Raw genomic sequence first — 13036 nt, 5'->3', positions numbered from 1 at the left:
GGGAGCTGCCGGTGCCGGAGCTGCCGGTGCGGGGGCTGCAGCCGCAGGAGCTGCCGCCACATCCGCGACCTTCGCTGCGGTGCCGGCCTTCGCGGGAGCGGCTGCCTTGCGCGCGGCCTTCTCTGCGGAGAGCTTCGCCGCCTCTGCGACCTGGGCGATCGCCTCTTCTGCGCGGAGCACCTTGGTGCGCATGACTGCCTCGCTGAGCTTCAGCTGGCGGTCGAGCTCGACTGTCGAGTCGGGGTTGGCCGTCAATGCGACGACCGCGTAGATGCCTTCCGACTTCTTGTTGATCTCATAGGCAAGGCGACGACGACCCCAGATGTCGACCTTGTCGATGGTTCCACCGTCATTGCGAATGACGTTGAGGAACTTATCGAGTGACGGGGCAACGGTTCGCTCATCGATCTCTGGATCGAGAATTACCATTAGTTCGTACTGATGCATAACTAACCCACCTCCTCTGGACTAGAACGGCCACAGACGATCTGTGACAGGAGGGTTTTGGCATCGTCGCCAGACCGAATGGCCTTGGACAACCTGCCTAGTGTAGTCAGTTACCGCCGTATCTATCAAGGAGCTCTACACGAATGACCCTCAAGGTCGCCATTGCCGGTGTCGGAAACTGTGCCAACGCACTCGTCCAGGGGGTCACGTTCTATCGTGATGTCGATGACACTGATGTGGTTCCGGGCCTCATGCACACCCGTTTCGGCGGGTACTCGATCCGCGACATCTCCTTCGTGGCGGCCTTCGACGTCGATGCGGCGAAGGTCGGACTCGACCTCGCGGATGCCATGTGGCAGAGCGAGAACAACACGCTGCGCTTCGCGGAAGTCGCGGCATCCGGCATCACTGTGCAACGCGGACCGACCCTCGACGGCCTCGGCGAGTATTACCGCGACACGATCAGTGAATCGGATGCGCCCGATGTCGATGTGGCGCAAGTGCTTCACGACTCCGGCGCGGAGGTGCTGGTCTGCTACCTTCCGGTCGGCTCGGAGGGGGGCGCGAAGTTCTACGCCCAGGCGGCACTCGACGCCGGCGTCGCTTTCGTCAACGCACTGCCGGTCTTCATCGCCAGCGACCCGATCTGGGCCCAGAAATTCGTGGATGCCGGTCTGCCGATCGTCGGCGATGACATCAAGAGCCAACTCGGCGCCACCATCACCCACCGCGTTCTTGCCAGGCTCTTCGAGGAACGCGGACTCGTGCTCGACCGTACCTACCAGCTCAATGTCGGCGGCAACATGGATTTCAAGAACATGCTGGAGCGCCGCCGCCTCGAGTCGAAGAAGATCTCGAAGACGCAGTCGGTGACGAGCAACATCGACGCGCAACTCAACTCGCGCGACGTGCACATCGGGCCGAGCGACCACATCCCGTGGCTCGACGACCGCAAGCTCGCCTTCGTGCGGCTCGAGGGGCACGGTTTCGGCAACGCGCCCACCTCGCTGGAGTACAAGCTCGAGGTCTGGGATTCGCCCAACTCCGCCGGCGTCGTGATCGACGCGATCCGGGCGGCCAAGATCGCACTCGACGCGGGCCTCGGCGGACCGGTGGAGGCGGCGTCCGCCTACTTCATGAAGAGCCCGGCGCAACAATATCCGGACCCCGTTGCCCGGGAGCTGCTGGAGCAGTACATCCGCGACCACGGCTGACGCCCCCGCGCGCTGACTTTTGTTATGCGCGCGGGTGTTGTAACCACCGCGCTGATAACACAACGGCGCGGCTATTGCGGTCGGGTTGCCCACCAGGCGCGCAGGCGCTCGGTCGCGACATCCGTTCCGAGCTGGCCCTCGTCAAGTCGCAGTTCGAGCAGGAAACGGTAAGCCTCGCCCACCTCGCGCCCGGGCTTCAGCCCCAGGATCGCCATGATCTGCTCGCCATCGAGGTCGGGACGGATGGCCGCGAGCTCTTCCTCTTCGCTGAGCGCCACGATGCGGTGCTCGAGGTCGTCGTAGGCGAAGCCGAGCCCGTCGGCCTTGCGGCGGTTGCGGGTGGTCACATCGGCGCGGGTGAGGATGTGTAACCTCGCGAGGAGCGGGCCGGCATCGCGCACGTAGCGGCGCACGGCGGAATCCGTCCACGCGCCCTCGGTGTAGCCGAAGAACCGCAGGTGCAACTCGATCAGCCGTGACACATCGGCCACCGTGTCATTGTCGTAGCGCAGCTCTTTCAGGCGTTTTCGTGCCAGCTTCGCACCGACCACGTCGTGATGGTGGAAGGTGACGACGCCGCCGGGCTCCGTGCGCTTGGTGGCCGGCTTGCCGATATCGTGCAGCAGGGCAGCCAGGCGGAGGACCAGGTCTGGTGCCTCACCCGGATGCCGCAACTCCTCCAACTCGATGGCCTGGTCGAGCACGGTCAGGCTGTGCTCGTACACGTCCTTGTGGTGGAAGTGCTCGTCGATCTGCAGTTTCAGCGCAGGGAGCTCAGGCAGCACGATCGCCGCGATGCGACTGTCGACGAGCAGCTGGAGGCCCGCGCGGGGAGCGGTGCTCTTCAAGAGTTTGCCGAGTTCGTCTCTCACCCGCTCCACCGAGATGATCGAGATGCGGTCGGCGAGGGCGTGCATGGCCGCGGCGGTCGGCCCGGCCACCGTGAAACCGAGCTGCGAGGTGAAACGGGCGGCTCGCATCATCCGCAGCGGATCGTCGCCGAATGAGACCTCCGGCGCGCCCGGCGTGGTCAGGCGGCGGGCGACGAGGTCTTCCACTCCCCCTGAGGGGTCCACGAGCACCTGCTCCGGAAGGCGGAGGGCCATCGCGTTGACGGTGAAGTCGCGACGCACCAGATCACCCTCGAGAGTGTCGCCGAACTCGACGACAGGTTTGCGCGTCTCGCCGTCGTAGGCGTCGGAGCGGTAGGTCGTGATCTCGACGGTGTGCCCGTCGATGCGCGCGCCGATGGTTCCGAATGCCCGACCGATGTCCCAGTGAGCGTCGGAGATTGGCGTGACCATGGCAAGAATTTCGTCGGGGAGCGCGTTCGTCGTGAAATCGAGGTCGCTGAGCGTGCGTCCGAGAAAGGCGTCGCGCACCGGTCCACCGACCAGGGCGAGTTCGAAGCCGGCCGCGCTGAACGCCGAGGACAACCGGGAGATATGTGGTGCGGCAGCCAGGTCTGACAGTCGCTGAATTGCCGAACCGACGCTTTCCATGGCCCCAACACTAGCGGCGGGCGGGCGGCACCACCTCAGGGGTTGCGGAGACTCAAGACCCTAGAATCACTTGGAGCGGCCGAGGTAGATTACCGGCCGCCACCTGCCTATGAGACTCCTCACATCCCTGATTGCGCTGGCCATGGCCATCGGAGCCGTCGTGCTGCCCTCTGCAGCACAAGCGGCGGATGCCCCGGCCGCCACGGTGGCGTTCGCCCCCCAGAATTCCGGCGTGCTGTCACCCGGGCAAGACCTGGTGCTCGATGGAACGCTCAGCAATCCGACCACCGTCTCGATTCCCGCGGGCACGGCCTCCGTCTATGTGACCCAGTCGATAGTGAAGTCGCGCTCGGAACTGTCCGGCTGGCTGAACCCGGAGACGACCTCGGCGAATGACGAGCTCGGAACCAAGCTGATCGACGTGCCGACCCCTGAGATTCCGGCCGGTCGGAGCAACATCCCGCTGCGGGTCACCGTGCCGGCCGCGGCGATTGCGCTTCCGGCCGACTGGGGAGCCCACACCCTCGCCGTTCGCGTCACGGCCGGCGACACCGAGGTTGGGCAGGGTCGCAGCAGCCTCGTCTGGTATCCGGGAGGGGTCACACCGCAAACGCGGCTGGCCATGGCCCTGCCGTTGAGCGTGCCTGCAGGCACTGAGGGACTCATCCCGTCCGACCAGCTGGCCAGCTACACCGGAGCCGGCGGACTGCTCACCAGAGAGCTCGACTTCGCCATCACGGACCCGAACATCGCCATCGGCATCGACCCGCGCATCATCGCCTCGATCGCCATCCTCGGCACCAGTGCTCCGGAATCGGCCAGGCAGTGGCTGCTGCGCCTCGACGCGGTCGCTAACGAGACCTTCGCGCTCAGCTACGCGGATTCGGATCTCGCCGTCGCGAGCCAGGCCGGCTTGAAGAGCCCGCCAGTTCCCGATTTCATCATCGACCCGAAACTCTTTCCGAACGCGACTGTCGTGCCGACACCCAGCACCGGAACACCGCCGAACACGCCGACACCCTCCGCTACCGGAGCACCGACGGTTCCGACGGTTCCGACGCCGCAGAACGTGACGGATTGGGCGTACACGCTCACGGGCATCGCCTGGCCATCCGACGGCACGGTCGTTGGCCCCGACCTCGACAACTTCGCAGCGAATGGTCTCACCACAACGATCCTGTCCTCGACCAACCTGTCGTTCGGCGACCTCGACTACACGCCGACGGGAGCAGCCAGGATTGGGGATGACGCGACGGTCGTCTCCGACAGCGCAGTGTCCGCCCTCTTCCGGGCAGCGACCGAGGCCTCGAACCAGGCGGAATGGCGCATCGCCATGGCCAAGCTCACCGCCACCCTCGCCGTGGTGAGCGCAGAGCGACCGACCGACGCGCGCACCATCCTGGCAACACTGGACAGAACCAACCCCGGCGACCAGTTCTTTCTCTTCGACACCGTGAAGGCACTGTTCGCGCTGTCCTGGGTCGGGCCGGCACCGCTCAGCGATCTCACGACCGCGGCCGCCGCCAGCCCGGCGACCGCGACCATCACCGCACAGCCGGAGGCCGCCGACCGTGTGGTCAGCACGGCCGCGATGTTCGCTGCAGAGACCAGCGTCGGATCCTTCGCGTCTGTGCTCGTCGATCCTCGGAACCTTACGGTGGAGCGCCGACAGAGTCTTCTCGCGCTGCTGGCCAATTCCTGGGTGAGCAATCCGGACTGGCAGGCAGCAGCGACGAAATACCTGACGCGGTCCACAGAGCTCACCAAGTCGGTGAAGATCGCCGAGACGGGGTTCCAATTCCTCCCGTCGAGTTCCAGCCCGCTGCGCATCACCGTGAGCAATACCCTCGACTATCCCGTGAAGGTGAACGTGGCCGTGCGATCGCCAAGCGGCATCCTCGACATCTCCACGGCGCCGGTGGAGCTCACGATCGAGGCGAACTCGCAGGCAAAGGCCTCCGTGCCGTCGAAGGCTCTGGCCAATGGCGATGTCACGGTACGCGCGTCGCTCAGCAGCGCGTCTGCCGTTCCGATCGGCACCCCGGCTTTCATCAAAGTGGAGGTGCGCGCGCAGTGGGAGACCGCCCTGACCGCAATCATCGCCCTACTCATCGTCGGCGTCTTCGGCTTCGGCATCTACCGCAATATCGCCAAGCGGCGTAGGGCGAAGAAAGCCCGCGCAGAGGGCGAAGTCGCTTCGGATGACGAGACGGCCGCGGATGACGAGAGTGTTTCCGAAGTCCCGGCTAACGAGGCTCATTCCGAGGACCCGGCGGATGACGCACCCGCCGAAACGGCACTTCCGACCGAATCACCCGACAGGTGACCGAGGCATCCGAGGTCGCGGAGCCTTCGCAGGGGATGGGCCGCGCCAGTGCGATCCTCGCCGCCGGCACTGTGGTCTCGCGGATCCTGGGGTTCGTGCGCGCAGCGGTGCTGACCACGGCGATAGGTGGTTTCGCCGCAGGCGACGCTTTCGCCGTCGGAAACCAACTGCCCAACAACATCTATGCGCTGATCGCTGGCGGCGTCCTCAGCGCGGTGCTGGTTCCCCAGATCGTGAAGGCGGCCGCGCACGCCGATGGCGGGCAGCAATACATCAACCGGGTGGTGACCCTCGGAATCGTGATTTTCGCAATTGTCGCGGTGATCGCGACTCTCGCCGCACCATTCCTGGTGAGCGTTTACGCGCAATCCTCGTCACATTCGGGTCACGGGTTCTCCCCTGCCGCCTTCACGCTCGCGACAGCGTTCGCGTATTGGTGCCTCCCACAGATCTTCTTCTACGCGCTCTACAGCCTGCTCAGCGAAGTGCTCAACGCCCGCAAGATCTTCGGTCCGTTCACCTGGGCACCGGTGCTCAACAACATTGTGGCGATCGCCGGCCTCATCGTCTTCATGCTGCTGTTCGGTGCATCCGCAGAGAACCAGACCGTGGAGACCTGGGATACCTCGAGGATCGTCCTTCTCGGGGCCACGACTACGCTCGGAGTAGCTGCCCAGGCGCTCGTACTGTTCCTCTTCTGGCGCCGTGCGGGCCTCACATACCGGCCGGACTTCCGTTGGCGCGGCGTCGGACTCGGTGCAACGGGGCGCGCCGCCGGCTGGCTCTTCGGCATGATCCTGATCACGCAACTCGCCGGTATCGTGCAAAGTCGCGTGGCCTCGATCGCATCGGGGGACAACGCCTCGCTATTCGTCCTGCAGAACTCGTGGCTCATCTTCATGCTGCCGCATTCGGTGATCGCCGTCTCGATCGCGACCGCCTACTTCACCCAGTTGAGCGGTCACGCCAGTCGCGGGGACCTCGCCGGCATGCGCCAGGATCTCTCCGCGTCGTTGCGCAGCATCGGCCTGCTCATCGTCTTCGCCGCGGTGGCCCTGTCGGTTGTCGCCTATCCCTTCGCCCGGGTCTTCATCGACTCCGGATTCGACGACGTTCGAGGAATGGGCAACGTCATCCTGGCCTTCATGCCCGGGCTGATCCTGTTCAGCATGCTGTTCGTGCTGCAGCGAGTTTTCTACGCCCTCGGCGATACTCGCACGCCGTTCTTCATGCAGTGCGTGCAGTCTGGGCTGTTCGTGATCGGTGCCCTGCTCTGCATCCTGCTCCCCACCGACCTCATCAGCGTGGGCATCGCGGCTGTAACCTCCACAGCCGGTAGCGCCCAGGCCGTGGTGGCGATCGTGCTGGTTCGCCGTCGACTCCGGGGAATGGATGGCGCGCGGGTGCTGCGTCGTCACCTGCAGTACCTGGGTCTCGCCCTCCTGGCCGGCGTCGTCGGCATTCTCGTGCTCTGGCTGCTCGGAGGATTCTCCGCCGCCGGATTCGCGCAGTCGGGCAAGTTGCCCGCCATCCTCGCGATCATCATCACCGGTGCGCTGATGACCGCGGTCTACTTCGGCATGCTGCTCGCAATCCGCAACCCGGAGATCCACTCGGTGAGCGGCACACTGACCGCCCGTTTCCGACGCAAAGGCTGAAGCTGGGAGCGGCCCGAACGACCGCTCGACCCTTCCCAGCTCGCGGAATAGTGTGCGAATAGGATGTGTTGTAGACGACAGTGGAGCGGACAAAGCCCGTGGCCACATCATCCAAGGAGATGTTCCTCTTGCGCCAGACCATCATCATCGGCTCGGGTCCCGCCGGTTACACCGCGGCGATCTACGCCGCGCGTGCCAACCTCAGCCCCCTGCTCATCGCGAGTTCGGTCGAGGCGGGCGGCGAACTCATGAAGACCACCGAGGTCGAGAACTACCCGGGCTTCCCCGAGGGAATCCAGGGTCCGGAACTCATGGTGGCCATGCAGGCGCAGGCTGAACGCTTCGGCACGGATGTCGTGCTGGATGACGTCACGAACCTCGACCTGACCGGGGAGATCAAGACGGTCACCCTCGGCAACGGCGACAAGCACGAAGCTCTGTCGGTGATCTTCGCGACCGGATCCGCTTACCGCAAGCTCGGCATAGCCGACGAGGAGCGACTCAGCGGCTACGGGGTCTCCTGGTGTGCCACCTGCGACGGTTTCTTCTTCCGCCAGAAGACGATCGCGGTCGTCGGCGGCGGCGACTCGGCCATGGAGGAGGCGACCTTCCTCACCAAATTCGCCGACAAGGTGTACGTGATCCACCGTGGCTCGACGCTCCGCGCCTCGAAGACCATGCAGGATCGCGCCTTCGATAACCCCAAGATCGAGTTCCTCTTCACCAAGACCGTCGAGCACATCTACGGCGACACTGCCGTCAGCGGCGTCGGCCTCGTCGATACCGTTGACGGAACCGAGACCACGCTCGACCTCAGTGGCCTCTTCATCGCGATCGGCGCCGACCCACGCACCCATCTGGTGCACGGGCAGCTCGACCTCAACTCCGACGGCACCATCACCGTGGAGGGACGCAGCTCACGCACCAACCTCCCCGGCGTGTTCGCAGCCGGCGACGTGCTCGACCCGACCTACCGCCAGGCCGTCACGGCAGCGGCATCCGGAACCGTCGCGGCCCTCGACGCCGAGCACTACCTGGCGGCACTCCCCCAAGCCCTCCTCGCCCAGGCGAGCGCTGAAGAGTCGAACGCTGAGGTCGAACCAGAAACTGTCCTGGCCTAGCGCCAGCGCAACCTATTAATCGCATCACTGAAAGAGAGATCACAATGTCCAAAGATGTAACCGACGCCAGCTTCCAGGCCGACGTGCTCGACTCCGAGAAGCTCGTGCTGGTGGACTTCTGGGCCGAATGGTGTGGCCCGTGTCGCGCCGTCAGCCCCATCCTCGACCAGATCGCCACGGAACACTCCGACAAGATCGAGCTCGTCAAGGTGAACGTCGACGACAACATGGAGATCGCCGCGAAGTACCAGATCACCTCCATCCCCGCGATGAAGCTGTTCAAGAAGGGCGAGGTCGTCAAGAGCGTTATCGGTGCCAAGCCGAAGCCCGCCCTCGAGGCCGACTTCGCCGAGTGGCTCCAGTAGCAGACCCTGCTTTCGAAGGGCCCGCTCACTCACCGGTGAGCGGGCCCTTTCTCGTAGACGCCCCCGCGGCAACCTGGCCGGCGCGGATGTACGTCTATTCTTGAATCTTCACTAGCCACCGGCCCCTCGGGACAACCAATGACAACCCACGGCACCCCTCGACCTGAGTCGGGGCAGCACGGATCGGGAACCAACCTCGACCCGTGGTACGACCTCTACGCTGACCGTACCGCGGGGCTCAGCGCTTCAGAGGTGCGCGCGCTGTTCGCCGTGGCCTCTCGCCCAGAGGTGGTTTCGCTGGCCGGCGGAATGCCCTTCGTCTCCGCATTGCCCCCTGAGTTAATCGCGGGTGCCTTCGAGCGAGTGATACGTGACAGGGGGCCACAGGCGCTGCAGTACGGCTCCGGCCAGGGTGTACCGGAGCTGCGGGAGCAGATCCTCGAGATCATGGCCCTGGAGGGCATCAGGGCGAGCGTGGACGACGTGGTGGTCACCACCGGGTCCCAGCACGCCCTCGAACTCGTGACCAAGCTCTTCATCAACCCGGGGGACGTGGTGCTCGCCGAAGGGCCGAGCTACGTCACCGCAATGGTGGTCTTCAATTCGTTCCAAGCCGACATCCAGCACGTTCCAATGGACGAACACGGGCTCATTCCGCAGGCGCTTCGCGAACACATCGCCCGCCTCGCTGCGGAGGGCAAGAACATCAAGTTCCTCTACACGGTTCCGACCTTCAGTAACCCTGCCGGAGTGACCCTCACCTGGGAGCGCAGGCTCGAGATCCTGGAGATCTGCCGCGCTAACGACATCCTCGTTCTCGAAGACAACCCCTACGGGCTGCTCTATTTCGACTCTCCACCGCCGCAGGCCATGCGTTCCGTCGAAGAGGACGGCGTGATCTACCTCGGAACCTTCTCCAAGACCCTCGCACCAGGATTCCGCGTGGGTTGGGCGCTTGCTCCGCACGCCATTCGAGAGAAACTCATTCTCGCCAACGAGGCCGCGGTGCTCTCACCCAGTTCGTTCAGTCAACTCATGATCTCCGAGTATCTGAACACGGCGGACTGGAAGGGCCAGATCAATACCTTCCGCGGCATATATCACGAGCGGCGTGATGCCATGCTCGCTGCGTTGGCAGAATATCTGCCCCAGTTGACCTGGACCGTACCGAACGGCGGCTTCTACATCTGGGCCACGATGCCCAATCACCTCGACTCCAAGGCGATGCTCCCGCGAGCCGTCAAAGAGCTCGTGGCCTATACGCCAGGCACCGCTTTCTATGCGGACGGCAACGGCCGCAACAACATCCGACTCTCCTTCTGCTACCCCACGCCATCCTTCATCCGCGAAGGTATCCGTCGACTATCCACGGTCATCAACGGCGAGCTCGACCTGCTCACCACTTTCTCGCAGACCTCGCCGCTCAGGACGGTTCCTCTCCAACGGGGTATCGCCAGCCCACCGCCGAACATCGATTAGCCAACTGAGCAGCATTTTTCCCGGTTCAAGAGAGACGGCTGACAATGAATGAATTCACCCACCGCACGGTTGTCGTGCTCGCTGGCGGTATCTCGCACGAGCGCGATGTCTCCCTGCGCTCCGGCCGCCGCGTCGCCGACAGCCTCCAGCAGCACGGAATCACCGTCGTGCTGAAAGATCCGGACGCCGCGCTACTGGCCTATCTCACCGAAACACGTCCCGACGTAGTGTGGCCGGCCCTCCACGGCGCAAGCGGCGAGGATGGCGCCCTGCGCGGTCTGCTCGACTTCATCGGCATCCCCTACGTCGGATCGACCTCCGATGCGGCGCGGCTCGCCTGGGACAAGCCGACCGCGAAGGTCCTCGTCGGGCGCGCTGGTGTCGCCACTCCGCGATCGATCACCCTGTCAAGGGATGCTTTCCGCGAACTCGGAGCGACCAGCGTTCTCGACAGCCTCACCAACGAACTACCGGTGCCGCTTGTGGTCAAGCCGGCCCAGGGTGGATCAGCTCAGGGCGTCACTCTCGTCGACGATCGAGACGATCTTCCTCGCGCCATGGTGGAGGCCTACACCTACTGCGATGTAGCCCTGATCGAACAGCGCATCGTCGGCACCGAGATCGCTGTCGGCATTATCGACAGCGGCGACGGCCCCGTCGCGCTACCCGCGGTGGAGATCCAGCCGTTGTCAGGCGTGTACAGCTTCGAGGCCCGCTATAACGCAGGGGAGACACGCTTCTACACTCCTGCGCGACTGAGCGAAGAGATAAGCGCTCGCGCGGCGGAGGTCGCGCTTCAGGCACATCGCGCGCTCGGGCTACGTCACCTCTCGCGCGTGGACATGATCGTCGACGGAGCGGGAACACCATGGTTCCTTGAGGCCAACGTCCTTCCAGGGCTCACCGAGACCTCATTACTGCCGCAGGCTCTCGAGGCAGCCGGACACGATCTCGGCTGGGTCTACTCTGCTCTTGCCGAAGCTGCCATCAAGGAAAGTCGCGCCTGATCAGCCGAAACCGGGCTCGTTGAGCTCGGCGAGAATGCGATTGAGGTCTGCCACGGTCGCGAAGTCGATCACGATAGTGCCCTTGTTGGAGCCGAGGCTCACCTTCACCCGCGTATTGAGGCGGTCGCCCAGACGTTCGGCGATCTCATCCAGCTGTCCCTGGCGTTTTCCCGCGCTCGGTTTGGCGGATTTGGCCGGCTTCGTGCTCACCAGCCCTGCGGCTGCTTCCGCGGCACGCACGGAGAGATCTTCGTTGACAATTTTGTCGGCGAGGCGCTCCATGGTCGCCTCGTCACCAGCCGAGAGGATGGCGCGAGCGTGTCCTGCGCTTAGTACGCCGGCCGCAACGCGGTTCTGAATCGCGGTCGGCAGGCGCAGCAGGCGGAGGGTGTTGGTGATCTGCGGACGCGAGCGCCCGATCCTGCCGGCCAGTTCATCCTGGGTAATGCCGAAGTCGGCGAGGAGCTGCTGGTACGCGGAAGCCTCCTCCAGCGGGTTCAGGTTCGCGCGGTGCAGGTTCTCCAGCAGGGCATCGCGCAGCATCGCCTCATCGGCGGTGTTCTTAATGACGGCGGGGATGGTCGTCAGGCCGAGACTCATGCTCGCCCGAAGTCGACGCTCACCCATGACCAGCTCGTAGCGGGGTTCACCCACAGCGGCGCCCAGGATTGGACGCACCACGATCGGTTGGAGAACGCCCACCTCGCGAATGGAATCGATCAGCTCGTCGAGGTCTTCTTTGACGAACTCCTTGCGCGGCTGGGCGGCGTTCGGGACGATGTCCGTGGGGGAGAGGTTGGCCAGTTGCGCGCCGGGAACGGCTACGAGGCCCTCCGCCGCAGTTTTCGCCGAGGGGAAGAAGACGTCGACTGGTCGCTCGGAGCTGCCCTGGTCGCTGGGAATGAGCGCGCCAATGCCCCGCCCGAGACCGGTTCTTTTCGGTGCTGCCATTACTGTGGTGCCCCTCGTCGTGCGATTTCCGCGGCCGCTTCGAGATAGGAAAGCGACCCGGGAGAGTTGGTGTCGTAACTGATTACGCTCTGACCATAGCTTGGTGCTTCAGAAATTCGCACCGACCTGGGGATGAGTGTTGATAACACCTGGTCGGGGAAATGATCGCGCACGTCCTGGGCGACCTGATTGGCGAGGTTGGTGCGTCCGTCATACATGGTGAGCAGGATGGTGGACACATTCAGCACCGGATTCAGGTGGCGCTCAATCAGCTGGATGTTGTTGAGCAGCTGGCTCAACCCCTCGAGAGCGTAGTACTCGCACTGAATCGGGATGAGAACCTCCTGGGCGGCCACGAAAGCATTGATTGTGAGGAGTCCGAGCGAGGGGGGGCAATCGATGAATACGTAGTGGAAAGGTTCTTCGCTCTCGGCGAGGAATCGCTCGAGTGAGGTACGGAGCCGTTGCTCACGGGCAACCATCGACACCAACTCGATCTCGGCGCCAGCGAGGTGGATTGTGGCCGGCACGCAGTACAGTGCGTTGAATTCCGGACTCTTCTGCACGACGCCGCTCATCGGTTCGTCGTTGATGATCACGTCATACACGCTGATCGTGTCCGAACGGTGCTCGATCCCTAGCGCTGTGGATGCATTCCCCTGCGGATCGAGATCGATCACGAGCACGCGAGCCCCATTGCGAGCAAGCGCGGCCGCCAGATTCACCGTTGTGGTGGTCTTGCCGACGCCGCCCTTCTGGTTGGCGACGGTGAACACGCGAGTTTGCTCCGGGAGCGGCAGAGCTTCGGCCGCCAGTGCCTGCCGGCGGCGAGTGATCTCTGAGAGCTCACGGGCCAGGGGAGTGTCATCGACTTTGAAGGGTTTGGCTGCCGTCGGCACGCTGGCTTTCCCGGCGGATGAATCTGCCAGGTCCTGCTCCTCATCGTCTAAGGCCGGGTCATCTGAG

The 13036-nt window shown here is 64.3% G+C and carries 10 protein-coding genes and 1 pseudogene; 7 read left to right on the top strand and 4 right to left on the bottom strand.

The window, feature by feature from the left end:
- Window positions 1-84: 84 nt before the first annotated feature.
- Window positions 85-447, bottom strand: a pseudogene (rpsF, locus tag ABIB56_RS13985) (30S ribosomal protein S6); the annotation flags it as partial.
- A gap of 143 nt (window positions 448-590) precedes the next feature.
- Between rpsF and ABIB56_RS13980 the strand changes: the two are divergent.
- Entirely contained in the window at window positions 591-1661 is a 1071-nt protein-coding gene (locus ABIB56_RS13980; RefSeq protein WP_354569832.1) for an inositol-3-phosphate synthase, read from the top strand.
- Window positions 1662-1732: 71 nt separating this feature from the next.
- Here ABIB56_RS13980 and ABIB56_RS13975 read toward each other — a convergent pair whose 3' ends face one another.
- Window positions 1733-3163, bottom strand: coding sequence for a CCA tRNA nucleotidyltransferase (locus ABIB56_RS13975; RefSeq protein ID WP_354569830.1), 1431 nt, complete (start codon window positions 3161-3163; stop codon window positions 1733-1735).
- Window positions 3164-3272: 109 nt separating this feature from the next.
- Between ABIB56_RS13975 and ABIB56_RS13970 the strand changes: the two genes are divergently transcribed.
- The 6 genes from ABIB56_RS13970 to ABIB56_RS13945 all read left to right on the top strand — a co-directional run bounded on the left by ABIB56_RS13970 (window position 3273) and on the right by ABIB56_RS13945 (window position 11119).
- Window positions 3273-5489, top strand: a complete 2217-nt coding sequence (locus tag ABIB56_RS13970; RefSeq protein ID WP_354569829.1) for a DUF6049 family protein — start codon at window positions 3273-3275, stop codon at window positions 5487-5489.
- Entirely contained in the window at window positions 5486-7147 is a 1662-nt protein-coding gene (gene murJ, locus ABIB56_RS13965) for a murein biosynthesis integral membrane protein MurJ (RefSeq protein WP_354569828.1), read from the top strand. The genes ABIB56_RS13970 and murJ overlap by 4 nt, the downstream gene beginning before the upstream one ends.
- A 128-nt stretch (window positions 7148-7275) precedes the next feature.
- The gene (trxB, locus tag ABIB56_RS13960; protein WP_354569879.1) at window positions 7276-8268 is read left to right on the top strand and encodes a thioredoxin-disulfide reductase; all 993 of its coding nucleotides are present in this window, start codon (window positions 7276-7278) and stop codon (window positions 8266-8268) included.
- Window positions 8269-8312: 44 nt separating this feature from the next.
- Window positions 8313-8633: a thioredoxin gene (gene trxA, locus ABIB56_RS13955; RefSeq protein WP_502917610.1), complete on the top strand. Its 321-nt coding sequence runs from the start codon at window positions 8313-8315 to the stop codon at window positions 8631-8633.
- 138 nt (window positions 8634-8771) lie between these two features.
- Window positions 8772-10112: an aminotransferase-like domain-containing protein gene (locus tag ABIB56_RS13950; RefSeq protein ID WP_354569827.1), complete on the top strand. Its 1341-nt coding sequence runs from the start codon at window positions 8772-8774 to the stop codon at window positions 10110-10112.
- A gap of 44 nt (window positions 10113-10156) precedes the next feature.
- The gene (locus ABIB56_RS13945) at window positions 10157-11119 is read left to right on the top strand and encodes a D-alanine--D-alanine ligase family protein (RefSeq protein WP_354569826.1); all 963 of its coding nucleotides are present in this window, start codon (window positions 10157-10159) and stop codon (window positions 11117-11119) included.
- Here the strand turns inward: ABIB56_RS13945 and ABIB56_RS13940 are convergent, their stop codons facing one another.
- Together ABIB56_RS13940 and ABIB56_RS13935 are read right to left on the bottom strand one after the other, a co-directional pair.
- A complete protein-coding gene (locus ABIB56_RS13940; protein WP_354569825.1) occupies window positions 11120-12070 on the bottom strand; it encodes a ParB/RepB/Spo0J family partition protein in 951 nt (316 codons plus the stop codon).
- A complete protein-coding gene (locus ABIB56_RS13935; RefSeq protein WP_354569877.1) occupies window positions 12070-12969 on the bottom strand; it encodes a ParA family protein in 900 nt (299 codons plus the stop codon). The genes ABIB56_RS13940 and ABIB56_RS13935 overlap by 1 nt, the downstream gene beginning before the upstream one ends.
- Window positions 12970-13036: the final 67 nt, after the last annotated feature.

This window comes from Glaciihabitans sp. UYNi722 (assembly GCF_040549465.1).
Taxonomy (GTDB): Bacteria; Actinomycetota; Actinomycetes; order Actinomycetales; family Microbacteriaceae; genus Lacisediminihabitans.
This window is presented reverse-complemented; position numbering and strand designations above follow the sequence as displayed.